The organism is Streptomyces griseochromogenes (assembly GCF_001542625.1).
Taxonomy (GTDB): Bacteria; Actinomycetota; Actinomycetes; order Streptomycetales; family Streptomycetaceae; genus Streptomyces; species Streptomyces griseochromogenes.
In genome coordinates this window covers 5,438,548-5,464,270 of record NZ_CP016279.1, presented here as the reverse complement: position 1 = coordinate 5,464,270, position 25,723 = coordinate 5,438,548, and the positions used below count along the sequence as shown (strand labels likewise).

The window sequence follows — 25,723 nt, the reverse complement described above, 5'->3', positions numbered from 1 at the left end:
ACCGCCGATGTGCAGCGCAGCGCAGTTCAGGCGTTCCACCAGGCCGGCTGGCCGACGGAAAACGATGGCTTCCCCGAAGGGGGGGCAGTGGTCCGCGTACGCCGGACCGGTGTGGTCACTGCTCTCCCGCCCCAGTGGGACGGACACGGACGCTCACCCCGACGACGCCGAACGCTATGACCTGACAATCACTCCTGAGTTCACCTTCATCGCCCCGCCCATCAGCATCAACACCGGCGAAGCAATGGTCCTCAAGGTGCCAGGCGACACACCCCCGCCGGAGCTGGTGAGCCAGGTGTCGGCCGCGGTGGCCCGCGCACGGGAGAACGAGATCGCCAAGCTGGTCAACGACGCGCAGTGCGCGATCTGCGGCGACAGCTACCCGGCGCGGTACCTGCTGGCGCCCACCGTGGCGCAGGAGGTGACCGTGTGCCCCTCCTGCGCCTTCGACGGTGACCTGTTCGGCGGGTACGACCCTGTGCGTCTGGCCTACGACATCGACCACCTGTGGTTCGAGGAGCTGGCCATGCCCGCGGGATGGGCGGCGGTGGCCGCGCTCCTGGCCTGCGCGGGCGGCAAGACCTTCGTCGAGCGTCTCAACGATGCCGGTGTCCTGGCGCTCCCGGGCACGCACTGGTCGGATCTGAGTCAGTTGTGGATCTGGCTGCCCCCGCACTCGCGTCCGGCTGCCCTGGACGGCCTGGGTGCCGGGGCCGGCCTGGCGAGGGTGGTCGAAGCCGTCGAAGCGGCCCACCCGGACCTGCGGGAGCGGTTCCGTGCGCATCTGGCCGAAGAGTTGGAGCAGGAGTCGGACGAGGACGGCCGGGACTACCTCGTCGAGCAGCTGTGGCCCGCGGTGATCGCCTACGCGGTCACTCTGGCGACCCAGGAGCAGGAACGGCCAGGGCATCGCCCGCCCTGGCACGTACTGTCCGACTCCTTCGAGCCGGGCACGCTGGCCGGCCACTTCCGTCAGATCGGCAGCAGCCTCGACGCCCACGGTCTGGGGGTCTGCTTCACCCTGGAGGTCGGTCTCCAGGTCAGCGCCGAGGCGCTGGGCTGGAACGTCCACTACTGACCAGTGGCGCGAGGCCTGTAGTCCCGATGCGGGGACCGGCGCCGCTGGTGGAAGCCACCTTCGGCCCGGGCCCCGTGCTCGCCGGGAAGTCCGCCGGCGCCGTGCTTAGTACGGGCTTTGGTCAGCCAGGCACCGATCTTGACGGTGTTCCCGTCACCGTGGAGGGGCTCGCGGGGCGAGTGCGAGTTGAGCTGAGCCCGGTTGGAGGGACGGGAGCCACTGTCGGTGGCTTCCGCCCCTCCTCCATGTCCGCTGGTGGTCTCAGCTCTCCGGTTCCCTCGGCACGAGACGGGAGAAGAACTCCTTCGAGGTTTGGGCGTCGAGCTCCCCGTCCGTGATCGCGGACCGCCGCAGCGCTTCGCCGGACACCTGAGCGGGGATGCCGAGCTGCCGGTCCGCCTCGCTCATGATTTCGCCGAGGTACCACTGGGCCGAGGTCGGGAAGTGCTGGATAAACCAGCCGAGCATCTTCGCCAGGGGCAGCGACAGGATCAGGTCGAAGCCCTTGAGCTCACCGCCCCGGCGTTCGGCGGTGCGCAGCGAGGTGGTGAAGTCCTCCAGGACGGCGTGGCGGATGGTCGGTCCGAGGGCGTCGGTCGGGATGATCTGCCGGAGGCTGTCGGCGACGTCGAAGGCCAGCTGGTCGGCTACTTCCCGCACGCTCGGCTCGTTGCGGTGGCGCAGGGCCCAGCGTTTGCGGATGTCGGGCCGCTTCCACAGGTAGCGGAAGAAGGTCTCGCTGAGCCGGTCGCGAATCTGAGCCGCTCCCGGGGCGAGGTGGTGGCGGTCGCCGGCCGTCATGGCCTCCTTCAGTCCTTCGGCGGAGCGGCGCCGGGCTTCGGCCCAGTCTTCGGCGACGGGGCGGGACCACTGGGCGCGGCCGCCGACGGTCGCCTGGGGCAGGGGGATGTCGTTCTCGCCGCGGGAGATGTAGCCGCGCAGGGTGGAGGCCGTGATGCCGCCGAGCGCGGCCATCTCGGGCACGCCGAGCAGCCGGTCTCCGGCGAGTTCGGGACTGGCCAGGTCGACGACGCAACGGTCGAGCGGCAAGGGGTCGACCTGCCGCTGGTGGTGCTGCGCCCACCGGGTCAGGTCGTCGATCCAGTTCTCCGGCTTGGCGGTGGCCGGATCGAAGGTGGCGACCTTTTGCAGGTGGGCGCGGTCGGGGTGGGCGTGGCCGTCGAGCATGTCGGCGGCGTGGACGGTGGCGGTGGCGCGTGCCTTGTGGCGTGCGTAGTCCTCGGTGACCGGGTCCCAGATCTGGCCGGGCCGGTACCAGGTGTGGCCGTCCCACCAGTAGCCGCCGGCCCTGAACAGCAGCGGCGCACCGGACCAGTAGGTGTGCAGGCTGGCGGTGTCCTCGTCGCGGAGCAGGAGGACGGTGCGGCCGTGCTCGGGGTGGTGGCGAATAGCCCAGCCCAGGTGGTGGGCTATCGGGTCGGTGGTGAAGGCCAGCCAGCCTCCCGCGTGGGAGGTGTCGCAGCGGCCCCACATGCCTTCGCTCTTGTTGCGGCCGACCGCCTCGATGGCGTCCGGGCCGTCGTCCAGCGGCAGGTGCGAGTCGTCGACGAACGGCAGGCCGGGGACCGGGTGGTCCGTCCGCAGCCCGTTGGCGAGCGGGCGAATGTCGTAGACCAACGTGCTCTCCCCCTTCAACTCAAGTGCTGTACTTAGCTACAGCACTATTGATGCCCAGTAGTACACGACTGGAAAGCGGATCGACACAGCGAATTCGAGACAGGTTTCTGCAGCGGCGGGAGGGGCGGCCGTCGCCCCGGGTCGGCACCTGCCGGCGGCCACTACGCCACGCGCATCGCGGTGTTGACCGGTCCGGCCCCGCGGCTGCAGGGCGATTCGCCGCGGCGCTGGTCCCGCAGGCCACGGGAGAGCTCAGAAGTCGCTCACTCAAAGCCGCTGGGCGAGCACGCCGTGATCCACCCGGGGAGCACTTTCAGGAGGCCCTGCGAAGTGGGCGGTCTGAGCAACTGCCCGACCGTTCCTGATCGTCTTCTAGGCATGGCTCACCCGAACCCTGTACCGCCGCCACCGTCTGCGTGGCCGTGCTGCGCATGGCGCTGACGCGGAGGATCCGGTCGGCTGCCGCGGCGTCCGGATTCCTGGTCACGGCGCATGTCTGGCCCATCTAACCGAGATCGATCGCGACACCTACCTTGATGGGCTGGCCCCCGGTACCGACATCGATCACCGTGGCACACCGTTCACCGAACCGCTCCTCGCAGCCCTTCTCCGTGCTCTCCACGACCCCACGATCGGAAAACCCCACTTCGGGGTGGCTTCGTTCACTTCAAGCAGCAGCGTTTGTCCATCAGTTTGGGTGGCGATGGGCGGTCGGCGGGGCCGTGGATGTTCACGAGAAATGACGTCAGAACCCCTCCTTGCACCCGCAGGGTGAAGCAGCGCGGCTTGTGGCCCGTTGGAGGGGGATGTGAGTCGCCTGGCCGCTGGCCCCGATCAGGACCGAGAGGCTCGTGCTTCGTGAGTCCGAGTGCCTGTCCTGAGGCAGCCATGACATGGTGACGTCTGTGGCGCGTTGACGAACGGCTTGTTGTTGACGCGTGCGGCGTTCCTTGGGAAGGACATGATGAAGCTTCTCCTCACCGACTCCGGCGTCAAGAACGCGAGCATCCAGGATGCGTTGGTTGACCTCCTGGGTAAGCCGATTGCCGAGTCCAGCGCCCTGTGCATCCCCACCGCGGGGTACGGGGGCCCGTATGCCGATCCGGGCGGGCCATGGCGATTCATCAGCGGACGATCTCCCAGCCCCATGACCGAGCTGGGGTGGAAGTCGGTGGGCGTGCTGGAGCTCACCGCGCTGCCCAGTATCGAGGCTGCGCTCTGGGTCTCCTGGGTCCGGGAGGCCGACGTCCTGCTGGTCAACGGCGGTGACACGCTGTATCTGTGCCACTGGATGCGGGAGTCCGGGCTGGCTGAGCTCCTGCCGTCGCTGCCCGACACTGTCTATGTGGGTCTCAGCGCCGGGAGCTGTGTGATGACCCCCCGCGTCGGGGAGGAGTTCGTGGGCTGGAAGCCGCCCGCGGGCGGCGACAGCGCGCTGGGCGTGGTTGATTTTTCGATCTTCCCGCACCTGGATCATCCGGATTGTCCGGACAACACCATGGCCGCGGCAGAACGGTGGGCGGCCCAGATCGCGGGGCCGGCGTATGCGATTGACGAGCAGACCGCCCTCAAGGTGACCGGCGGCGCCGTCGAAGTGGTCTCCGAGGGCAACTGGAAGTTGTTTTAGACCGAGGTCGTGCTCGGCGGTCTCCGCACTCATCGCGATGAAGCCGGGCGAGCGCGAGGATCCAGGTTCAAGGGTGGGTCATCACTTCGTGGGAGGCCCGCCGCCCGTGAGGGCGGCGGGCCGTCGAGGTGGGGCCTGCGGGTGTCAGCCGGCCTTGGCGGGTTCCTCGACCCGGGCGCGGGTGGAGGCGAGCCGGTAGGAGTCGGTGCCGGTCTCGATGATCGTGCCGTTGAAGGTGAGGCGGTCGACGATGGCCGCGCAGAGCCGGGGGTCGGTGAAGGTCTTCGTCCAGCCGCCGAACGACTCGTTGGAGGCGATGGCGACGCTGTTCTTCTCCTCGCGTTCGGTCAGGACCTGGAACAGCAACTCGGCGCCGTGCCGGTCCAGTTCCATGTATCCCAACTCGTCGATGCACAAAAGATCGACGCGGCCGTAGCGGGCGATGGTCTTGGTGAGCTGCTTTTCGTCGGCGGCCTCGACCAGCTCGTTCACCAGTTTCGTGGCCAGCGTGTATCGGACCCGGTAGCCCTTCATGGCGGCCTCGGTGCCCAGGGCGATCAGCATGTGCGACTTGCCGGTGCCGGAGTCGCCGATCAGGCAGAGCGGCTGTCCCTTCTTGATCCACTCGCAGCTGGCGAGCGTGTTGATGGTGGCCGCGTCGATGTTGGGGTTGGCGTCGAAATCGAAGGTCCGCAGCGACTTCTCCCGCGGGAACCCGGCCGCCTTGATCCGCCGTTCCGAGCGGCGGCGGGCCCGGTCGTCGCACTCGGCCATCAGCAGCTCGGCGAGGAAGCCGCGATAGGTCATCTGGTCCTTCACCGCCCGGTCGGCGATGTCGGCGAACTCCTTGCGGATCGACGGCAGCCGCAGCAGACGGCAGGCGGTGTCGATGGCGGTGGTGGCGGCCTGCTCGGTCAAGCCTCGCTGGCGGGGCAGGGTCACTGGGCTTCTTCCTCTCGGTGGGCGCCGCCGTCGGCGCGACGGCGGCGGAGCAGCTGGTCATACGGGGCCACCGAGGGCAGCGGCCTGGTGTCCGGCGGAAGGTGGGCCAGCTTCCACTCGTGCAGAAACGTCACGGTCCCCGACGGCTGGCCCGCTCCGGTGCCCGACGGGCCAAGGGCAGCGGGCTCATCCTCGGCCTGGGCGGCCTTGCGGGCCTCCAAGGCGACCGCGTCCGCGGTCAGGGCCCCGGCCCGCAGGGCGGTGGCCAGCCCGGCGACCAAGTACTCGTGCGGGATGTGCCGGCCCAGCAACAGCACCTCGATCAGGGCCCGGGTGCCGTCCCGCTCGCCGTGGACCTTCTGGGCCTGGGTCCACCAGGCGTCATGGACCGGGGTGAACCTGCCCGCGGAGCGGGCCTGTTCGAGAGCGGTGGCGCCGGGGAAAGCGCCCGGCTTGCGGATCAGGGCTTCCAGATAGTGGTCCAGATCCAGGCGGCAGCCGCCCTTGGCGATCAGCCGCTCATGCCGGGCCACTTCCACGTTCTGGTCGTAAACCACCAGGTGAGAGGCGTGCAGCACGACCCGGACGCGTTTGCCGATCAGGCGGACCGGCACCGAGTAGCGGTTGGTGCGCACCGCGATCTGGCTGTAGCGGTCGACCCTGGGGGTGAACACTCTCCCAGTCTCAAACGGTTCCTGCGGCAGCGGCATCAGCAGCGGCTGTTCGACGGCGAAGTACTCGTCGATCGTCCGTGGCCGCGAGCCGATCCGGCGCCGGCCGTCGTGCAGGTCCCACTGCTCGACCATCTCGTTCAGCTCCGCCAGCGAGGAGACCTCCGGCACCGGGGTGAAGTGGTTGCGGCGGAAGTAGCCGATCTGCCCCTCGACACCGCCTTTCTCGTGGGCGCCGTCGACGCCTGGGCGGCAGTAGAAGCTCTCGATGCCGAAATGCGATCGGAAGGCGATCCACCGGTCGGTCTCCACCCTCGCCCGGCTCAGCCCCAGCACCTGGGCGACGGCGGCCTTGAGGTTGTCATAGCGCACCCGCCCCCGCGGGACACCGCCCAGCGTCCGCAGCGCGTGCACGTGCCCCTCAAAGAAGGCTTCCTGACCAGCAGAGGCGAACACCCGGTGGACGGCCTTGCCCGAATACGACAGACGGAAGGAGAACAGGTAGCAGGTCACCAGCTCGCCTGCCAGACGCACGGCCACGTCGCCGAAGTCGACCTCCGCCTCCATGCCGGGCGGATGGGTCTGCGGGACGAACGCCTCGATGGGCGCCTTGCCCGCCTCCACCGCGATCTGCGGCTTCCGGTCGGCGACATAGCGCCTGACCATCGGATAGGACACGTCGGCGCCGTGTTCCTCGATCAGCCGGTGGAAGATCCGGGTGACCGTATGCCGCTGCTTGCGCGGCGCGTCCAGGTCCGCCCGCAGGATCCCGTCGATCACCGCCTTGTACGCATCCAGCGCCGATGGCCGCGGCGGCAGCGGCTTGCGAGGCTCCGGCCAGGCCGAGTCCAGGGCCTTGCGCACCGTTCGCCAGGCAACGTTGTGCTTGCGCTCCAACTCCCGCATCGTCATGCCGGCTCGGTGGTCCCGCCGGATCGCCGCGTACAGCTCCACCTTCGACATCTGCGGCATGACCAGGGCCTTTCACCGGGAACACCCCGATGCTGTCCTGGCAAGCCCCCCACTGCCTTCAAAACTCGTGAACATCACCCGACCGTGGAAACGGGCGCCTCCCAAACCCGTGTACAACCGCCGTCACGACTCGTGAATAAAGCCACTTCGGGGCCTCCGCCTTCCAGGAGGCGCAGTTCTACGGCGACGCCTCGTTCCGGGAGGCACAGTTCTCCGGGACCGCCTCGTTCCACAGGGCGGAGTTCTTCGGCGACGCCGATTTCGTCGAGGCGCGGTTCTTGGGCGACGCCGGGTTTCATAGGGCGCAGTTCTCCGGTGACGCCTTGTTCGACGAGGTGCAGATCTCCGGCGATGCCAGGTTTTACGTCGCGCAGTTCTCTGGCTACACCTCTTACAACGCAGCTAGATTCTCGGGCGACGCCCGGTTCTACATGGCGCAGTTCTCCGGCGAGGCCAGCTTCCGCATGACCCAGCTCTTCGGTGACGTCTGGTTCTACGGGGCGCAGTTCTCCGACAACGCTGACTTCTCCGGGACACGGTTTGCAGCGATGCCACACTTCGGGCCGGTGCTGTGCGCGAAGGAGGTTGATCTATCCGGTGCGGTGTTCGAGGTGCCGGTGACGTTGGAGATCGCGGCGCCTCGGATATGGGGTGCCAGGACCCGGTGGGAGTCGACAGCCACCCTGCGTTTGCGCTATACGATCGTGGATCTCAGCGATGCGGTCTTGTCTTCGCCCGTGGCGGTCACCGCTCATCCCGCCCCCTTCGCGGTCATGGATACGGTGGCCGATGAGAGCCTCTTGGAAGGTACAGAGAGCGGAGTGCGAGTGACCTCGGTGCGCGGGGTGGATGCCATGCACTTGGTCCTGACCGACGTCGATCTGAGCGATTGCCTGTTCTCTGGAGCCTTCCACCTCGACCAGCTCCGCCTGGAAGGCCGTTGCGTCTTCGCCCTCACCCCCACCCGCCTCCAGCCCCCCATACGGCTCTCCCGCTGGACCCGCCGACGCACCTTGGCCGAGGAGCACCACTGGCGCGCGCGAAACGCCGACCAGCCCCATCCGGCCCCGTACGCCGCCGACTTTTACTACGGCGAGATGGAGATGCGCCGTCACGACCGCACCGGAACCCCGCCCAGCGAACGCTTCCTGCTGTGGGGGTACTGGCTGCTCTCCGGTTACGGCCTGCGCGCCTTGCGCGCCCTGGGCTGGCTCGCTGCCGCCATGCTCGTCACCATCGTGCTGCTGATGGGCTTCGGCCTTCCGAACGACTCCCCGAAGCAGGAAGTGGCCGGCACTGTGCCGCCCGGCGGAGGCAAGGTCACCTTCGAGATCAACACGACCGACCCGCAGAACCCCACCGGGGACAGGTTCACCGGCGAGCGTTTCGAGAAGTCCCTAAACGTGACCCTCAACTCGGTAGTGTTCCGCTCCTCCGGCCAGGACCTGACCACCAGCGGCACCTACATCGAGATGGCCTCCCGCGTGGCCGAACCTGTCCTCCTGGGTCTGGCAGTCCTGGCCGTCCGGAACCGCGTCAAACGCTGACCTGCGCCACCACGGGCCCACCTCTGAGACCGGACGCGTCTTGGTGGGCTCGCATAGCCAACGGTGGGCGTCTACGCCAGGACGGCGGGGACGGCGTCCTCGCTCGTCCAGTCCCCGTCAAACAAGGCGGCGACCAGGCGTGCGTCCGCTTCGGGGAGCTGGCCGGAGCGGTGCCGGTGGCGGGCCTTGGCCAGCCAGGCGCCGATCTTGACGGTGTCACCGTCGACGCGGATGCCCTCGCGGGCGGCGGGAGCGCGGCCTTCGCGGTGCAGGAAGAGCTCCAGGAGCTGGACGGTCTGGGCGAAGGTGCGGCGGGCGCGGCTTGTGGGGGCGAGGGGGTTGCTGTCGGGCGTGAGGCTAAGGGCGGTCATCAGTTGCTGCTGGCCGGGGGTGAGGGTGGGCCAGGTGGTGAGTTGGCGGTGCAGCCAGGAGCCGATCTTCACGCCGGCGAGCTGGGTGTCGCGGGTGAGGGCGGCGGGGTCGGCGCCGGTGGCGAGGTGGGCGCGCAGCAGGTGGTATTTGCGGTGCCAGTCAGCACCGTGGGGCAGGCGCCAGTCGTGGGCAAGGGCGGTGAGGGCCTCGGCGCGGGCGGTGTCGAGTTCGTTCTTGGCGGCGAGGTGGCGTTGTTCGGCGAGCCAGGCGCCGACGGGGGTGGTGGCGGGCGCGGCGAGGTGACCGTGGGCATGGTGGTAGTCGGCGGCGGCGACGAGGCGGGAGCGCCAGGCGGCGTCGTGCTTGTCCCAGATCATGCCCAGCGCGTCGAGTTCGGCGATCCAGTCGGCCTCGAGGCGGCCGGCTTTCGCGGCGTCGCGCATGGTGGTGATGAAGGTGCCGAGGGTGTAGCCGGTGGGGTCGGTGTAGTCGGCGGGGACGTCGAGGTGGCCGTGTTCGTCACGGTAGGACTGGGCGGCGGCCAGTCCGAGGCGGCGGGAGCGGGAGAGGGCCGTGCCGCGGGGGTCGAAGCAGGTCAGGTCCATGGCACGGGCGATGCGCTCGGGGTGGACGGTGAAATCAAAGTGCCAGCGGCGCTGGATGACCTCGCTGGTCTCCCTGGGGAGGCGGTTGGCCTTGTCGGGAAGGCGTTCGAGGATGCGGTGGTCGTGGCTGGCCAGTGCGGAGGCGATCGCCCACACCGGCTCGTACGCGGTGCCCAGGATGTCCTCGGGGTCGGCGCCAGGCGGAACGTAGACGGGAACGATCAGGGAGGCGGTCTTGCCGGACACGTCCAGGCGCAGGGCCCGGCCGAGGGCCTGGACGCAGCGGATGACGCTGCGGGTGGGGTCCGCGAAGACGATCGCGGAGACGCTGGGAATGTCGATGCCCTCGGCGATCAGGCGGGAGTTGGCCAGGATCGCGCACTGGGCAGAGCGAAAGTCGCCGAAGATACCGGCGCGCTGTTCTGGGGTGTGCTCGCCGTGGACGAAAAACAGCTCCGGGGCGATGTCCGGGCATAGCTGGGGGTCGGTCTTGCCTAGCAGGCGCAGGGTGTGGGGCAGCTCGTGGGCGAAGCGGCGCGCGTCGGAAACGAGGTTGAAGTAGACCAGGACCTTCTGCAGGCCGTGCTCGGCCATGGCGCGCAGCACGGCCAGGTGCAGGGCGGTGGTGCGCAGCGCGCCGTCTCCCCCGTCGCCGGTGATGTCGCCAGGGGCCGTGATGCCGGGAGCGGGCAGGTTCAGCCGGCGGCGCAGGTCGGCGTCGGTAAGGGTGGGCACCACGATGCGGTAGTCCGCCGCCCGGCCGTCTTCGACCGCCTGAGCCAGCGGGTACTCGAAGACCTTCTTCCCGTACACCTGCTCGTTGTCCATGGAGTTGGCGAACGCGTCCGCCTCCGGGCCTGCCGGGCGCCGACGGCGCGGGCGGGTCGTGTCGGCCGACTCCGCCAGCTCGGGGGCGCCGAAGATACGAGGAGTGGCGGTCATGTAGAGGCGGCGGTCGGTCAGGATCCGCTTCCCGTCGTTGACCACAGCCCACTTCTTGTCCGCCCGGCCCGCGATCCTGTGCGCCTCATCCATGACCGCCAGATCGAAGGCAGGGACCGCGTACTTCGTGTTCTGGGTCTCTGCGATCTTGTCCAAGGAATCGTAGGTGCTCACCACCGTCAGACCGGGCAGGGCGTCGCGCCCGGTACCGACGGCGGCAAGCAGAGAGGCCAGGAGGCGGTAGTCGGTGACGGAAGCGATGTGTTGCGCGCTCAGAGCGTCGTGGGCAGCCACGTCCATGGAGGAGACGATGACGAGAGGTTCGTGGTGGCCGTCGCGGCGCAGACTGAGGGCACTTTGCGCGGCCAGGTCCAGGGTGGGGACGACGAACAGCAGACGATGCGCGAGCTGGTGAGCGGCACGGCTGGCGACGAGTGTTTTGCCGGTGCCGGTCGCTGCCACGTACAGGCCGCGAGTCCCTGGCCGGTCCAGGTGCTTGAGGATCCTACGGAGGGCTTCCTCCTGATCCTCATGCAGCGGGAGCGGCTTGTGCCGCCTGCGGCGCGACGAGAGCTTCAGCCCCAGTCCGGGCAGGTCCCGGACAGTCAGCGGCTGCTGGTCGGACGCCAGGGGCATGGGCGGTTTCATGAGGTCTCCGGGCGTTGCGCGGCCGGCCGATGGCGTGGGCGTCATCCGATTCTGTCAGCTCTCCCCCACCGCCACAGCCGCCCGTCCCGCACTTGGCGTGTGAGGCCGGGATTCCAGCCCGCGGTCAGGGAGCCTCCAGCGCGGGTGCCGGAGGCTGGGCGGGCAGAGCTGACGCAGGAGCTGGTGTGGTCTGCGCGGCCAGCTTGCGGTAACCGGTGGCAGTAATGGCATGCCACGACAGGTAGAAGCCGAGAGCAGCCAAGGTTCCCAAGACGGTCGCCGTAGCCACGAGCAAGGGCCGGTCCTCGACGGAATACCGCCACAATGCGAGATCGATGGCCAGGGTAAGCATGATGCTGTTGAGGATCCAGCCACGGCAAACCCTCAGACGGGAGCGTGCGTAGTCGGCCAGGGCTGCCAGCTCGGGCATCTCAGAGATCTTGAGGCGTGCCTGGGCGTAGGCGGCAGACGTGGGGAAGGACTGGCTGCGCAGGCGGCGGCGTACGGTGGTGAGGGCGGTGTCGGCGGCGCGGTCGATGAGAATGCCCAGAGCGTAGGCTAAAGCGAGGGCTGCGCCAGCTGCGAGGGGGGTGTCTGCCACCAGGGCCAGCCGGCGGCTGTTGCCGGGGCCCGCGACGGCGGCGGCCAGGATGCCCAGGCTGGTGAGGAATCCAATACCGACGACGAGGACCTCGACGAACATGGCGGTGGCGGCCACGACAGCGGACGGTTCGGGCTGCGGCGGTCGGGTCACAGGTGGACGCTCCAGATCTCTGCCATGTCGCTGAGCAGGGTCTTAGGCAATTCGTCATCCCAGACACCTCGCAACAGCATCTTGGCGGTGGTGAGACGCTCGAAGATGATCAGGCTTTCCGGCTGGCTGGCCAGTATGTAGCGGCCGTGGGCTAAGAAGAGTTCGCTGGTGGGGCCGTATTCGCGATAGGCCTGTTCGAGCTGCTGGCGGTACTGCTCGGCGAACTGGGCTAACTTGTTGGGGTAGTCCTTCTCGTGCTCGACGGTTTCGATCAGGACGTCGACGATGTCTTCGGACAGGTCACGCCGGTACTCGTGCTCGGTGAACGTGCGGTACAGGAACTCTGCTTCGGCCAGGAGTCGGTTGGTGCGGGTGAAGTCAGGGTGCTGTGCCAAGACGTCTACCCCCCGTTCGACCTCGAGGTCGTACAGTTCGACCAGGGCGATCAAACGGTACAGCGACCTACTGACATCGCGGGGCACGCTGGTGGTGCCTGTTTTGTAGAGCAGCCGGTGGGACATGCGGGCCCACAAGTCGGTTGCTTCGGTGCGGATTTGGATCTCGCACTCGTAGGGTCGGCCGTCGCCGTCCCTGAGGTCGCTGGCAGCGAGGGCTTGGACGTGCAGACGGGGGTACTGCAGCGTGTACTGGCCCTCGGCATCCTCCTTTTCTCGATAGTCCTGGGGGTCCTCGACCAGTGTCAGGTTGTCCTTGACGACCTCGAGAGCTTTGTTGAGGAAGCCTTTGTGTTGGACGGTGATACGGACGCCTGCCTTGTCCGTGATCTTGGTCCAGGGGTCGGCGTATTCCTTGTGATAGGCCTTGGCGACGAAGCTGCCGATCTCTTTGGCCCGGTGGGTCACCTCGCAGGTGATGTGGGCGCGGGCGGCCTTGCGTCGCAGAAGGGCCGCGGTGAGCTGTGCCGCCTTCCGGATGTTGGGGAGCTCCGCCTGGTACCGGTGGAAGGCGTCATTGACCACGCTCACCCGGCGGAGTCCGCACCGGGTGCTTGGACATCCGTGTGCGGGGCGTCGAGTTTGCGGGGGCTGTAGTGGCTGCGTGTGGACGTGATCTTGCCCCTGACGGTCACCGTGGAGGTGCCGTCGGAGTGTTCGTCGATCTTGATGTCCTCACGCACCCGCTTGACGGGGGCAACGATGGAAATGCCGCTGGCGAAGCCGATCTGCAGCTCGCTCAGGCGGGGGGCCACCCGCGCGATGTCCTTGTCGAAGATGGTCGTTGGAACGTCCTTACTGGCCAGGTAGGCCAGGAAGCTGTCCTGGTCATAGAGGTCGAGGTGATCAGCGGCGAAGGCAGTGGGATCCAAGGTGGCGGTGTTGGAGCGCAGCTCGACCAGGACGGCCATCAGATAGTCGACGCTCTTCTCGGGGTCGTCGACCCTTTTGTCGACCCAGTCGACTGCCGCCTCGTGAAATCCTTGAGTGACGCGCTTAGGATCCTCTTTCTGCCGGCAGCCGAGGAAGGTCTGCAGCCAGAACTGTGCCATCTTGCCCGACAGTTGCTTGTCAGCTGCCCATCCCTCGATCGGGCCGTCCTCGGGGACGCCGTCAACGCAGAACAGGGCGGCCTTGTAGATCTTGTTGTGCTCGGTCATCAAAAGGTTGGCGAAGTAGCTCATGTCGAAGGTGCGTTTGCCGTCGACGATCACCTCCCTGGCCCGAAAACCGCCCTCCTGCTCCAGTTTCACGATGAGCAGCGCCCGCTTGCCGGCAAGTCTGGCGGAGGCAACAAGGAGCAGCCCGGCGGGGCTGTTCCCCTTCTGGCTGTCGAAGAGCAGTTCGGCAAGGTCGATGGAGACGTTCACCAGGTCACGCTGCTCGGTGAGGTACTCGTAGACGCGGTCCGGCAGGGTCGACTTCTTGGCCTCGAGCTCTTCTACAACCGGGCGTCCATGCGAGACGAGCAGGCCCCGGAAGTTGGCCTGGATCTTGCCTCGCACATCCTCACTGAGCTGGCACACCGCTTCGCTGTACTGGACTTGTGCTGGCACCGGGTCGTTCCGCTTACGCGTCGGGACCAGGTGAAAGATGGCCTCGTCAACGACGAGTTGAGCGAAATCGCCCGACATGCCCCACCCCGTAGATCCTTGAGCAGACACCCATTGACTGAGCATCAACCGCATGTCCACGCCACGCCAGAACCGACGGGCGTGTGTGTTGTTCCTCGCGGCGCGAACACCCCTCCCGAGAAGGATCGCTGACGTCGCGTCAGGAAACTGATGCGGTCATCGTAACGGCCTGTGCACGGCGGGGAGGGCGTTTGCCAGGGAGATATGCGGCTAGTCATGAGAATGACCGAAAATAGGTGAACCTTGCGTCAAATATACGCGTCTCCTACTGCCGTGGACGCGTCACAGATTCCTCGGTCGCCCGGCGTGCCACAAGTGCTGGCACTCTCCGTCATCAGCGCACAGGTCTCACTCCCGCACCTGTCGGGGAACGGCCTGCAAGGCTCGACCCGTCCGGCCGCGACCTGCTGGCGCCGGCTCCGACCTCTGACCAGCGCTCAGACGCATGGTCGGCTCCGCAGTCAACCCCCGAGGGACTTCCAGAGCCGACCACTAAGCGTTGATCTCGATGTCTTCGGAGTCGGACGCCCGCCCGAGGGCGATCGCCTCCTGCACGCCGGCGACCGTCAGTCGGGGGTCGTGGGCGGTGTGGCGTTCCGGGCAAATGACGCGGACGCTTCCGGCTTCGGCGTCGGCCTGGAGTGTCAGGCCGGTGCGAGCCTGGCGCTGGGGCAGACGACACGCAGGCGGCTGAGGCCTGCGTCGTAGACGACCCAGATCCCCCCGGCGCCTTCAAGTACTGCTGGCGGGCGCGGGACTGTTCAACGTCCACCCTGGCTCCGGCCGCCCGGGCGCCGTGCCATCGCGGGTGCGCGGTCCCTGATGGTCGGGTGGGGCTGCCCCGTCTGACCCGAGGACCGGGCGTGGTGGGTGATCACCGCGAGCGCCGTCTCCCACGCGAGGTCGAACGTACGGCTGCCGTACGCGGCAAGCAGCTGCTCACGCTCGGCAGCGCCCAGGACTTCGTACGGGCACGTCTGGAGGGCGAGCAGGGCATGGTGCTGCAGGACGCCCCGGATGCTGACGGATGTCCGAAGCACTGGGAGAACAGGTCTGGCGCGAGTCCGGCCTTGGAGCCCCCACCGACATCGAGGAACTCCAGCAGACGCTGCGCTCCATGGGGGGCGCGCCGAGCAACATCGCTGACAGCTCCTGCGGCGCGCTTCGCTCACAGAGCGTGACCGCGGCTCTATCCTCCGTGCAGTGGTTCGGATGACGGGGGCCGTGCAGTGCGGTGGTGGCGACATGGCATCTGGCTGGGAGCGGTAGCGGTCACGGGCAGCGTGCTGCTCGTTGCGCTGCTGACGGGAGAGCTGGGCAATGTATCGACCCTGACGGCCGTCCTCGGCTTGGGGGTGTCGGTCGCTGGGCTGGCCATCAACCTCTGGCGCAGCGGTTCAGCGGCCGGCGAGTCCGCCGAGGGTGCCTGGTCGCAGGAGCGGCTGGAAGGGCTGTCCGGGCGTCTGGCGGCCTCGGTGCAGGAGCAGTGGCAGGCGGAGTGGCGGCTGCGCCGGCTGCAGGATCCGTACCCGTTCCAGGTGCACTGGTCCAGGGCGGAGGCGTGGCTCGCCGATGCCGCTGAAAACGGCGGCCTGCCCGTGGAGCCGGGCGAGGGGCCCGAGGGTATCTCGCCCGCCTTTGACACGGTGCCCTCGCGGCGGCTGGTGGTGCTGGGTGAACCGGGCAGTGGAAAGACCGTGCTCGCCGTCCGCTTCACCCTGGAGCGGCTCGCGCACCGTGCGGTCGGCGACCCCGTGCCGGCGGTCTTCCCTCTGTCCGGATGGCAGCCAGAGCGACAGCGGCTGCGGGACTGGATGACCGCCCACCTGCGCGCCACCTATCCCGGAGCTCCCTGGACCAGCAAACTGCTCGCGGCCGGCCTCGTGCTGCCCGTTCTCGAGGGTCTGGACGAGATGCCCGAGTCGGCGTGGGGCGCGGCCCTGCGCCGGCTGAACGCGGAACTCGACCCGGGCGAGCCGGTGTTGCTGACCTGCCGCACGGCGGCGTACACGAAGGCGGTGGAGAGCGGGAATGTGCTGACGTCGGCGGCTGTCGTCGAACTGCGGCCGCTGACGTTCGAGGCGGCGAGCGCCTACCTCACCAGGACCGCGCGGCCGGTACGGGGGGCGGACGGACAGCGGACCACCCTCTGGGACCCGGTCCTCGCGCACCTGCGCGCCCATCCCCACACGCCGGTATCCCAGGGTCTGCGTCAGGCACTCGGCACGCCCTTGATGGTGGCCATGGCCCGCGCTGTCTACGGCGAAACCGGCAAGGACCCTGCCGAACTACTGGAGGACCGGTTTGCCGACCCAGTCGAGCTGGAACGCCACCTACTCGAGGCGTACGTTCCTGCGGCCTTCGCCGACAGCCCCCACGCCGAGCAGGCCCAACGCTGGCTCGCTTATCTGGCCGGCCACCTGCAGCACCAGACCACCCGGCAGCTGGCCTGGTGGCAGCTACGCCTCGAACTTCCGTGGCTACTGCGCCAACTGGGACCCATCCTGCTGCTCGGGTGTGCGGCCGTTGCGATCAGCCTGGGGCTGTACTCACCCGCGGCGGTCTTCACCAGCGGCTTCGTGGGCGGTGTGTGCCTGGGATACCTGATCCTCTCGCGCAGCCGCTCCGGCACAGCCAGAACAAGCATCCGCAACCGCCATCAGCTGGCGCGCGAAGCCAAGCTCGTCGCCATAGCCGCAGTACCAGTGGGGGTGATGGTCGGCTGCACAACCAGCCCCAGCCTGGCCTGGGCCGTTCTTGAGTTAGCTCAGGTTCGGTTGACGAGATCCCGCTGATCATGATGATCGGCGGGATCTTTGTCGTTTCCGGTGCCTGTTCGAGGTTGTTCGGGGTGGTGGATGGCGGGAGAACGCAGGTGTGAGCGCGTTCACTCGCTGTCGTGCGGTTGTGTGAGCGTGACGGCCAGCCCCGGGGGTCCGGGGCTGGCCGTCACGAGTCTGTGCGGTTGTTTCGCGGGTGGGTCATCCGTTGGGCGGGGGTGGACGTCCTGTCGTTGCGGGCGGATTGGTGTCCGGCCCGGCCGGTGGGGGGATCGCTGTGTAGTCGCTGTGGGTGAGGTGGGTGCCGGTGTGCTGGTAGAGCCACGTTTCGAGGATGTCGAGGTTCGCGGCGGTGACCATGATGGCGACCAGGAGGGTCTGGGCGACCTGGCCTGGTGCTGGGCGGTGTTTCGGGTTCCCGATGTCGGTTTCTTCGCCCTTGAGGCGGCCGTGGATCCCTTCGTTGTGGCTGCGGATGGGCTTGTAGGACGCGGTCCAGGTGCTGGTCAGGTAGTGGTCGTCCTGCCGGAACTTCGCGACCAGCCGGTCACCGCGGGCGTCGGCGGGGACAGTGATGTCGGACTTGCCGCAGACAGCCGGCAGCTCCTTGGCGGATGGAGTGGTGCGCCATTCGCCGTCGGGGAGCTGGACGGTGGGCCGTGCGGCGGGGTGGGCTGCTCGTGCACGGCTGTCGGCGAGGTTGATGACGGCCGGCGGTGGTCCAGAACCGCGCGGATTGCGGGGGAAGAGCCGGTCACGGCGAGCGCAGTTCACCGATGGCGACGGACCGGCTGCCGGGCAGTGGAGCCGGACGGCGCCGCGGGCATCGGGGCCTTGTTTGGTCTTGAGGAAGTACGGCACCCGCTCCTCGATCGCCTCTCGCAGGTCCTCGGGCGGCAGACGTACTGTGGCATCGTCCGCGCCCTGGGTGGCGCGGGTCAGCGCGGGCGGCATGTGGGGGCAGGCCAGGGAGCCGTCGATGAGCAAGGCGCCCTGCCAGCTGCCTTGTTGTCCCCGGTTCTCGACCTTGTAGTCCAGGGCGAGGCGGTAGCCGAGGCGGCGTACGGGGATCTGGAACTTCTCGGGTGCGCATCCGGTGTAGGCGCGGTCGGCCGCGCAGGTCCCGGTCGGCAGGCCGAGTTCGGCGAGCTGCGTCAGCGCGGTGACGGCGTTGGCGCCGGTGCGGACCGTCGGGGTGTCCAGCACCAGGCCGACGCACATCTGCGGGTAGGCCAGCGGTTTGCCCGCGCTCTCTCCGGGACGCCGGCGGTGGGCGGCGACGACGAAGCTGGCGCTGTAGCCGAAGGTGGGCTCATCGGAGCCGCCGCTGTAGTGCCAGCCCGCGGTGATCTCCACCGAGGCGGTTGCGGTGCGTTCGCTGTCGGGGTGGGCCAGGACCGGGATCGGAGTGGCATCCACGCCCACGTCTCCGCGCCAGCCGCGCAGGTAGCCGCGGGCCTGGGCGAGGCGGACGGGGGTGAGGACCAGCTGGTTGGCCAGCTGCTGGAGCCGCTCGGCGGCCTGTCGTCCGGACGGGACGTCCCAGGCATCCGCGTAAGCGTCGGCGACAGGCTGGGGAAGGCGGGAACGCCGGTTGCAGCGGGCTGGGTCCAGCACGGTGGTGATGCGGTTGAAGCCCCGGTAGAGGCGGCGGCTGGCCGCGATGGACTCCCGCGCGGTGGCTGGCGGTTCCTGCGGGATGCCCAGCCAGGTGCGGGCCCGGGGCTCCAGGCGGAAGTGCAGGATCCGCCACGCTTCGGCGATGGTGGCCCGGCCGGTGAGGTAGGAGGACAGCAACAGCCCCGCCAGGACCGTGCGCGGCCGCACTCCCGCCGGTCCCGGCCGCCCGGCAAGGAGCTCCTCCAGCTGCTGCGGGACTCCGGAGCGGTCCAGCAGAGCCAGCATCTGGCCGACCTTGGAATCCTCGATCCGGGTCAGTTTCCCGGGACGGACACGGGGTCGCAGGGCCCTTGCTGCCTGCTCGTCCCGGGCGGGCCGCGGCATCACGGGCGTTGCCCGTGCAGCAGCCGGATGACCTCCTCCCTGGGCAGGGGCGGGACCCAGCGGTGGTAAGGAGCGAGCCCGGCCGGCGAGGTCATCCCGGCAGCCTCGGCGACCACGGACGGGCTGATGCCCTCGGCCAGCAGGCCGACGATCCACGTCGAGCGCAGGCGCCGGGCAGACAGCGGCGGCAGACCGGACGGGGGCCGGTGTCGCTGGGGCCAGGACGAGACGAGGTTCTTGGCCGCGGCCACCTTCCGGCCCGGCCGGAACAGGAAACCCGTACCCGCCTCCACGGCCAACTCGGCCAGCACACTGTCCCACCTTGTGTGACAGGCCACCAGACGCCCCAGCATGTTCTCGTCCAGCACCGCGACACCGCTGGAGGTGACCCGGACGTGATCCCCGCGGACGGGCACGACCTCTCCGGGGGCCAGGCCGCATCCGGCCCCCAACGCCATCAGCGCGAGCCCGTCCGCCCGGGCCCGACCCGGAAGATGTCCCGTCCAGGCTCGCAGTCGGGACAACTCCCCGTGTTCATAGGGTGGTTGCGGATCGCGGGGCGAGGACAGCCGTGCGGGTGGAGCCTCCCCGCGCTCGACCCACACCAGGGCCTCGCACACCCGGCGCAGCCAGGACCGATAGGTCTGCACCGTCGAGCCGTCCATGCCCGCGCAACCCGACAGCACGAACGCGTCGATCGTCTCCGTGCGCAGCCACACCCCCGGATCCCGCGGCAGGCCGCCGCTGTCGGTCCAGACGGCCAGCCGTCCGACCACATGCAGCAGATGCCCCGCCTCGTAGCAGGTGGCCGGGGCGGCAGCCGCCACGGTTGCTCGCACCTGGTCGGCAACCCGTGCCCATCGTGCTTGCGGGAGGCGCGGGCAGTACTCACGGATGCGGCGGGAGACCTCCGGGCTCAACGTCACAGACCAACGAAACTGGCTGGACAAGCAGCCAGTGAAGGGGTCGAAGCCGATCTTCACGGAAAGGAGTGCATCGACATGGTGGGAGGTTTGGCCCGAAAAAGGCCGCCGCGCGAGCTTGCCGACAATCCGGAATCCTGGCCCCACGCAGGGATCGACGACTCCGCCGCCGATGTCGTTCAGGGCATCGCCCGCGCCCTCGAAGCTGTGCTCAAGACCCAGCGGCGGAGCCTGCGGCAAGCCGCCGCCGGCTCGGGGGTCAACCGGCAGGCCATCGCCGACCTGATCGCCGGCCGCTGCTGGCCCGACGTCGCCACTGTCGCCCGCCTGGAGAACTTCCTTGCCGTGCCGCTGTACCCCTCCAGCGGGGGAATGCCGCATACGCATGGGAAAAGGCCCTTCCGTCCCCGGGCCTCACCGGCGCAGGGAACGACAAAATAGGCCACGCGCCCCCGAGGCGAGCACAGTTGCTCTAGCCTCGGGAACAGCGTGAGCCACTATCAGGGGTCCACGTCAAAGGTTCCGAAGAGGGTGCAAGCTCAACGGAGCCCGTCCCCTTCTCCCCGCAAATGGGAGGAGGGGACGCTCATGAGGGCGCAGTCGCTAGGCGGCCCCCTTCACGTGCCCGCTGCCGGCGGAAGCGATCGCGAAGACCCCGGGCTCGGGCTCGACAGCCCGGCCCTGTGAGACATGCCGCTTGCAGGTCTTGCGGGTCGTCTCGATCGCGGCCGCCCCCTGCTTTCCGGAAACCGGCCTTCCGATGGCTTCCGTGATCTCCTTCACCCGCAACGGCCGCCCCGCCGTGGCCAGCACCTGCAGCACCTGCTGACCCAGCTGCAGGTTCCGCGGCGTCGTGGCGCCCTGCTGTGGAGAATCTGCGGAACCCGTCGCGCCGTTCTCGTCTGACGCCGGTCCCTGTGCTTCGGCGTCTTCATCACCGGGCCGGTCGCCAGGGGCCTCAGGGCCGGCTTCCGCTCCAGCGGTGATCTCTTCCAAGGCGGCTGCCAGATGGTCATGAGAAGCGGAGGCGCTGGCCAAGTCGGCATCCACCTGGGCCAGTTCCTTCTCCAGATCCACCCGCTGCTGCCGCAGACGCGCGGCCTTGTCGGCATAGAAGTCCACAGCCGTGCGCAGCCCCTCGACCGCAACCGCCTCACCGGACACCATCAGCCCTCCCCGAACCGCCAGCACGTCGGCGCAACGCCAGACATCGTAGGGAACGCCAGCCATGCCAGACAGCCAAATGCACAACCCTGTCTGGCAGTTGAGGGCAAGCCGCCCTTGCGCGCGCAGTCCTGCCGACCTGACCTCCGCCCCCGGCATGCCAGCCTTGCCGACATGGTGGCCCCGATCCCCGGACTGATGCGGGACACCGCAACCACCATCCGCCTGTGGACCCTGAACTCCTTCTGTTCTTCGACTGGGGATGCACTCGCCCTTCCTGCCGGGCTGACCACCAGCACGGCGCCCGAGGCGCCCTGCAAGCCCCGCCCTGTCTGTAAAGCAAGCTTGACAACCGACGAGGGGTGACAAGTAAGCTTTACATGTGCGAAACAGCGTCAGGAAACTGCGGTCGGAACGTGGACTCTCCCAGGGTCAGCTAGGCACGGCCCTGGGGGTCTCACGGCAAACGATCAACGCCATCGAGACCGAGCGGTACACACCTTCCCTGCCGCTCGCCATGTCCCTGGCCAAGTTCTTCGAAGTCAGCGTTGAGGAGATGTTCCATGCCGAAGAGGACCCAGCAGATGACCAGTAACACAGCCAGGCGGTCCGTCCCCGGCTTCTTCCTCGTCCTCGGAGTTGTCTGCCTCGTGGCCGCGGCTTTCGGGGGCCGCCTCGCTATCGGCCTGGTGACGTTCGGGATCCTGGCGGTCTGCAGCCTTGTCTTAGTGCTGCTGGGACGCCGGAACGAGACCTACCAGGGCCTCACCGAGAAGGAACCCGACGAGCGCTTCGCCCGGATCTCAGGGCGAGCCTGGGCCGGCACGGGCGTGGTGCTCACCGTGGGGAACCTCTACGCCTTCATCGGTGACCTGGCATCCGGACGAAGCGGCGACCCGTACTTCTGGTTCGTCGCCACCGCCGCCATCGCCTACATCACGTTCGTCGCCTTCTGGTCCCGGCACGCCTGAGAAGCCATCGCCTCGAACGCGGCCCCGACGACTGGAGCCTCCACGGTGGCTGACCGCAGCCTGACGGGCAACGATCACACGTCTCACGGGAAAAGGTCTTCCAGCTGGCGAGTCGTGCCTGATCAGACCCACTCGTGAACACCCCTGGCCTGGTACACGTCCCTTCCCCAACCGGACCCAGCCGTACGATGGCTCGGCCCGGCCACATGGGCCATCGCGTTCGGTCTGGCCACCGCCCTCGCCATCATGGGAGTCGTCGGCGAACCACACCCCTCATACGCCCCCTTCGGCAGACACCCACTGCTCACCACCTCGGTGATCGTGCTGCTCGCAGCAGGCGCCGCCTACTGGACCTTGGCCATCTTCCTGTTTCCTTCGCCCTTCACCGCCTGCGCGTCCTGCGGCCTGGTCGCGGTGCTGACCGGCGGCCTGGCCTTCCTGGGACTGCGCAACACCCCCCGCGCCATCGGGACAGCATCCGCACAACCCTCCACGCACGCCGTGCGCCGGCACTTTGGGCGCTCGTTGCTGCGAGGGCTCAGGACCGGCCTGCTGGCCGGGCTGGCTCTGGGATTCGTCTTCGGGATCGCCGACACCGCAGCCCTGAGCGTCCGCACCATCCTCCGCCAAGACCTCCCCCACGGCACGCTGCACCGCCTGGCCGACGGCACCCGCTATGTGATCACCCCCGACGGATGGCTCCACGGCCTGCGCCCCAACGGCGACCGCTACGTGCGCACACCCAACCCGGTCGACGGAGCGGTCGCACAGTTCCCCGACGGCCGCCGCCAGCCGTTCGACGCCCCCTCCGCCGACTACGCCCGCCGGTTCTGCCAGCGCTGGGTCCACACCTTGACAGAATGCACGCCCTTCCATGGCCACATCGAGTTCCACCTGCGGCTGCGTTTGCTGAGATTCTTCGATCCTCGGAGAACGCAGACAATCCACGACCATCTTGAGGCCAGGCTCCCGAACGGCGCATATACCGAGTCCTACGGTGCCGGTCTGCCCGACCGCGAGGCCGAATGGCTGACCACACTGCCCCCGCTCGCGCTCCTCGGCCGCACCCTTGGACTGAGCCTGACGATCGGCCTCGCACTCGGCCTGGTCAGCGGCCTGACCGCCGGCCTCCACACCTGGCTGGTCTCCCCCGCCGACACCGCACGAGCCGTCAGCCCCCTGGCCAGCCTGCGCACCGACCGGGCCACCGTCATCACACGAGGCATCACGCTGATGACCTCGGCAATCCTCGTGCTGTCCCTCTACAGCGTTTCCGCATATCAGCCTGAAGAGCGCACAGCCGCGTCGGACTACCTTCCGATCTCCCTCGCGGCCTGGCTACTCGTCAGCCCCTTCGCCATCTTCCTCAGTGCCTGGGGATGGTTCCTTACCACTCAGCTATGGCTGTGCACTGCCGGACGACTCCCCTGGCGCCTCATGGCCTTCCTTGAAGAAGCCCACCAACGAGGAGTCCTCCGCCAAACCGGCGCCGCATACGAGTTCCGCCACGCACGCCTACAAGAGCAGCTCGCAACCCCCACCACACACGCACAACCACCGTCGGCCTGAACCAGACGGGGGCCCCACGGAATCCAGACGCGGAAGGTGTCGGCCAGCAGCAGCGCCATGGTGACAATCACTCAGTCTCAGAGATCCCGAGTTGGCCGCAGCCAGCCCTACTGGTCGGTGGTCGTCTCGCAGGGGGTCAGCGGGCTGATGAGGCTCGTTGAAAATCCCACCAGGTGCTTGGAGTGGAGCAGACCTGCTCGGGTGATCTCCCCACCTATCTGGCTGCGTGCCCGGTCCTGACTACCGCTTGACACGTTCTCGTACAGCGAGGACGGCGAGAGCCAGCAGGATGGGCTCGATGATCTTGGACACCATCTCGACATAGCTCCCCGCGCGGGTGAGGTTCTGGCCGGAGGTCCGAAAGACCACGGCGTTGACCGACACCCGGACGGCCCGGTCAGCCCGCTGGAGCGTCCACCGGTCACCGGTAATGGAGAGGTCCGGCTTGTCCGTCTTCAGGCTGATGGTGCTGCCTGTGGCGGTGCCGGTTGCGCTGGGCAGCGGAACCGTCGTGGGCAGGCCCCACAACATGAGCGCAAGGACCGTTCCGGACATGGCGAGCCCGAGCCAGAGCAAAGCGCGGGAGGCGCGCAGGCCGTAGCCGGAGAGCAGCCAGTACGCCCGAACCAGTACGCGCTCGATGACCGTCGTGCCGGCCAGATCGTGACGGCGCATCTCCATCTCGCCGTAGTAGAAGTCCGCCGCACCGGGCTCGTTCTTGCTGTCCTCGAACGCCTTGCGCAGCTGCCGGTAGGTCGCGGCCAGATACTCCGGCTTCGGCGGGCGAACGGAGCCGGGCAGACCCGAACGTGCCTGCCAGCCCCGTGGCGGGTCGGGGTTGCCCGCCCCTGCCCGGTGCGCTCGCCAGTGGTGTTCCTCCGCCAAAGTGCGTCGACGGCTCCACCAGTAGGGCCAGATCTTGCGCCAATGGAGACCGGTGGGCGTGCGGGTGAAGGCGCAGCGGCCTTCAAGGCGGAGTCGGTCCAGATGGAAGGCTCTGGAGAAGAGGCAGGTCGTCAGGTCGATATCGGCTAGGACCATGTGAGCGGCGTCCACGCCCTGAAGCGAGGTCAGACGGACGTCGGGCGCGATGAGGATCAGCATTTTTTCGTCCAACGTCCCGCCGAGATTAGTTGCGAAGGCGGTGGAGTGAGCGGTGACAGCCATCGGGGCTGACAGCACTGCATCGCTCAGGTCCACGGTCGCGTAGCGCAGACGCATGGTTGCCGTCGACTCCCACCGTGTCCGTACGCAGTGCACTTCCTGTGCCGCGACCTCTAGCGTCACCGGGGCTTCGAAGACCGCTCCGGACAGGGTGACGGTCCCGCTGCACACCAATGGTTCGAGGTGCGACGGCACCGCGAAACTTGCCCGGCCGAACCAGGCATCGCGGGCGAACGTCGCTCGGCCAAAGTCGGCATCGCCGGTGAACGTCGTCCCGTCGAACCGGGCATCGCCGGTGAACGTCGTCCCGTCGAACGAGGCGCTGCTGTTGAACATCGTCCCGTCGAACGAGGCGCTGCTGTTGAACCAGGCGCCGCCGCTGCTGAACGTCGCCCCGGCGAACCAGGCATCGCGGGTGAACGTCGCCTGGTTGAAGCTGGCGTTGAAGTTGAACTTTGCCTCACCGAAGGCGGCGTAGCCGGTGAACTTCGCCCCGCCGAAGCAGGCATCGCCGGTAAACGTCGCCCCGCTGAAGCCAGCCTCGCTGGCGAACGTCGCTCCGTCGAACCGGGCAAGGCCGAATGTTGCCCCGTCGAACAGGGCAGGGCCAATGAACGTCGCCCCGGCGAACCCCGATTTTCCGAAACCGGCCCAGGCGCCGGTGAACGTCGCGTCCATGAACCGGGCGCGGCCGATCCTGGCGGTGTGGGTGTCGGGGTCTCGGAGTGCGTGGAGTAGAGAGCCGAGGAGGGCCTCGGTGAAGGGAGTGCCGCTGTGGTCGACGTCGGCGCCGGGGGCCAGCCCGGCAAGGTATCGGCGTAGCTTGCGTCGTGAGAGATGGGCCAGGCATACAGCGTTGCCTGGGACGCGAAAGCCCCGGCAGCCTACCGGGTCCGTCGCGGGGTCGGCGCCGTGCCCGCAGTGGTCCCAGACGGGCGGCTGTGTTGAAGGGGCGGGAGCCGGGCTCACGGCCCGCAGGGGGTCGGCTGCGCCATGCCCCTCATAGTCGGCGGAGAGCACGAACCGAGACGGTGCCCGCGCCGCCTGCCCTGGGGGTTTCACCCACCCGGCAGCACTAGCCTCCAAGATCGGGGCCAGGGACAACCGGGCAGCAGCTCCTCACACTCACTCATCGCTTTCCGCCCTTTTCACTCCCTTGATCAGCTCAACCAAGTGAGGCAAGAAGCGGCAGTGGGGAAAATCGCGGCTCTGTCCGCAGTTCCGTGAATCCCCAGGTCAGGAAGGTGAGCGAGGGATCGTTTC

General features: G+C 68.3%; 20 protein-coding genes and 1 pseudogene. 9 read left to right on the top strand and 12 right to left on the bottom strand.

Annotated features, from left to right (window positions below):
- Positions 1–64: 64 nt before the first annotated feature.
- Positions 65–1,078 carry a hypothetical protein gene (locus tag AVL59_RS23260; protein ID WP_067307644.1) on the top strand — a complete coding sequence of 338 codons (1,014 nt, stop codon included), beginning with the start codon at positions 65–67 and terminating at the stop codon, positions 1,076–1,078.
- A gap of 261 nt (positions 1,079–1,339) precedes the next feature.
- On the opposite strand, the gene AVL59_RS23255 is transcribed toward AVL59_RS23260, so the two are convergent.
- Positions 1,340–2,716 (bottom strand): hypothetical protein, encoded by a 1,377-nt coding sequence (locus tag AVL59_RS23255; protein WP_067307639.1) that lies wholly within the window; start codon positions 2,714–2,716, stop codon positions 1,340–1,342.
- A gap of 964 nt (positions 2,717–3,680) precedes the next feature.
- Here AVL59_RS23255 and AVL59_RS23250 point away from each other — a divergent pair.
- Positions 3,681–4,343 carry a Type 1 glutamine amidotransferase-like domain-containing protein gene (locus AVL59_RS23250; protein WP_067317655.1) on the top strand — a complete coding sequence of 221 codons (663 nt, stop codon included), beginning with the start codon at positions 3,681–3,683 and terminating at the stop codon, positions 4,341–4,343.
- Positions 4,344–4,487: 144 nt separating this feature from the next.
- Here AVL59_RS23250 and istB read toward each other — a convergent pair whose 3' ends face one another.
- Together istB and istA are read right to left on the bottom strand one after the other, a co-directional pair.
- The gene (gene istB, locus AVL59_RS23245; RefSeq protein ID WP_067307638.1) at positions 4,488–5,285 is read right to left on the bottom strand and encodes an IS21-like element helper ATPase IstB; all 798 of its coding nucleotides are present in this window, start codon (positions 5,283–5,285) and stop codon (positions 4,488–4,490) included.
- Positions 5,282–6,919: an IS21 family transposase gene (gene istA, locus AVL59_RS23240; RefSeq protein WP_167549327.1), complete on the bottom strand. Its 1,638-nt coding sequence runs from the start codon at positions 6,917–6,919 to the stop codon at positions 5,282–5,284. The genes istB and istA overlap by 4 nt, the downstream gene beginning before the upstream one ends.
- A 182-nt stretch (positions 6,920–7,101) precedes the next feature.
- Between istA and AVL59_RS23235 the strand changes: the two are divergent.
- A pseudogene (locus AVL59_RS23235) lies at positions 7,102–8,475 on the top strand (pentapeptide repeat-containing protein); the annotation flags it as partial.
- Between the two features lie 71 nt (positions 8,476–8,546).
- On the opposite strand, the gene AVL59_RS55870 reads toward AVL59_RS23235, so the two are convergent.
- From AVL59_RS55870 to AVL59_RS52425, 5 genes are all read right to left on the bottom strand, one after another.
- On the bottom strand, positions 8,547–11,030 hold the full coding sequence (locus AVL59_RS55870) for a DEAD/DEAH box helicase (protein WP_079146917.1): 2,484 nt from the start codon (positions 11,028–11,030) through the stop codon (positions 8,547–8,549).
- Between the two features lie 136 nt (positions 11,031–11,166).
- Positions 11,167–11,760: a hypothetical protein gene (locus AVL59_RS23225; RefSeq protein ID WP_237281628.1), complete on the bottom strand. Its 594-nt coding sequence runs from the start codon at positions 11,758–11,760 to the stop codon at positions 11,167–11,169.
- A 32-nt stretch (positions 11,761–11,792) separates the two neighbouring features.
- On the bottom strand, positions 11,793–12,782 hold the full coding sequence (locus tag AVL59_RS23220) for a nucleotidyltransferase family protein (RefSeq protein ID WP_067307622.1): 990 nt from the start codon (positions 12,780–12,782) through the stop codon (positions 11,793–11,795).
- Positions 12,779–13,885, bottom strand: coding sequence for a nucleoid-associated protein (locus AVL59_RS23215; protein ID WP_067307621.1), 1,107 nt, complete (start codon positions 13,883–13,885; stop codon positions 12,779–12,781). The genes AVL59_RS23220 and AVL59_RS23215 overlap by 4 nt, the downstream gene beginning before the upstream one ends.
- Before the next feature lie 761 nt (positions 13,886–14,646).
- Positions 14,647–14,925: a hypothetical protein gene (locus AVL59_RS52425; protein WP_067307618.1), complete on the bottom strand. Its 279-nt coding sequence runs from the start codon at positions 14,923–14,925 to the stop codon at positions 14,647–14,649.
- Here AVL59_RS52425 and AVL59_RS51585 point away from each other — a divergent pair.
- Both AVL59_RS51585 and AVL59_RS23205 read left to right on the top strand, forming a co-directional pair.
- A complete protein-coding gene (locus tag AVL59_RS51585; protein ID WP_079146915.1) occupies positions 14,913–15,101 on the top strand; it encodes a hypothetical protein in 189 nt (62 codons plus the stop codon). The two genes, AVL59_RS52425 and AVL59_RS51585, sit on opposite strands and share 13 nt — an antisense overlap.
- Positions 15,102–15,168: 67 nt before the next feature.
- Positions 15,169–16,680 carry an NACHT domain-containing protein gene (locus AVL59_RS23205; RefSeq protein ID WP_067307615.1) on the top strand — a complete coding sequence of 504 codons (1,512 nt, stop codon included), beginning with the start codon at positions 15,169–15,171 and terminating at the stop codon, positions 16,678–16,680.
- A gap of 186 nt (positions 16,681–16,866) precedes the next feature.
- Here the strand turns inward: AVL59_RS23205 and AVL59_RS23200 are convergent, their stop codons facing one another.
- Complete coding sequence (locus AVL59_RS23200; RefSeq protein ID WP_067317649.1) at positions 16,867–18,570, bottom strand: hypothetical protein; 1,704 nt, start codon at positions 18,568–18,570, stop codon at positions 16,867–16,869.
- Between the two features lie 98 nt (positions 18,571–18,668).
- Positions 18,669–19,496 carry a hypothetical protein gene (locus AVL59_RS50750; RefSeq protein WP_237281627.1) on the bottom strand — a complete coding sequence of 276 codons (828 nt, stop codon included), beginning with the start codon at positions 19,494–19,496 and terminating at the stop codon, positions 18,669–18,671.
- Positions 19,497–19,670: 174 nt separating this feature from the next.
- On the opposite strand from AVL59_RS50750, the gene AVL59_RS23190 reads away from it, so the two are divergent.
- Positions 19,671–20,033, top strand: coding sequence for a helix-turn-helix domain-containing protein (locus AVL59_RS23190; protein ID WP_067307611.1), 363 nt, complete (start codon positions 19,671–19,673; stop codon positions 20,031–20,033).
- Positions 20,034–20,195: 162 nt separating this feature from the next.
- On the opposite strand, the gene AVL59_RS23185 is transcribed toward AVL59_RS23190, so the two are convergent.
- Complete coding sequence (locus tag AVL59_RS23185; protein ID WP_159400027.1) at positions 20,196–20,822, bottom strand: hypothetical protein; 627 nt, start codon at positions 20,820–20,822, stop codon at positions 20,196–20,198.
- Positions 20,823–21,138: 316 nt separating this feature from the next.
- On the opposite strand from AVL59_RS23185, the gene AVL59_RS48990 reads away from it, so the two are divergent.
- The 3 genes from AVL59_RS48990 (at position 21,139) to AVL59_RS23175 (ending at position 23,296) form a co-directional block, all read left to right on the top strand.
- On the top strand, positions 21,139–21,351 hold the full coding sequence (locus tag AVL59_RS48990) for a helix-turn-helix transcriptional regulator (protein WP_079146911.1): 213 nt from the start codon (positions 21,139–21,141) through the stop codon (positions 21,349–21,351).
- Entirely contained in the window at positions 21,341–21,727 is a 387-nt protein-coding gene (locus tag AVL59_RS23180) for a hypothetical protein (protein WP_237281626.1), read from the top strand. The genes AVL59_RS48990 and AVL59_RS23180 overlap by 11 nt, the downstream gene beginning before the upstream one ends.
- Positions 21,728–21,973: 246 nt before the next feature.
- Complete coding sequence (locus tag AVL59_RS23175; protein ID WP_067307600.1) at positions 21,974–23,296, top strand: hypothetical protein; 1,323 nt, start codon at positions 21,974–21,976, stop codon at positions 23,294–23,296.
- Positions 23,297–23,536: 240 nt separating this feature from the next.
- On the opposite strand, the gene AVL59_RS23170 is transcribed toward AVL59_RS23175, so the two are convergent.
- The gene (locus AVL59_RS23170) at positions 23,537–25,261 is read right to left on the bottom strand and encodes a pentapeptide repeat-containing protein (protein ID WP_418361219.1); all 1,725 of its coding nucleotides are present in this window, start codon (positions 25,259–25,261) and stop codon (positions 23,537–23,539) included.
- Positions 25,262–25,723: the final 462 nt, after the last annotated feature.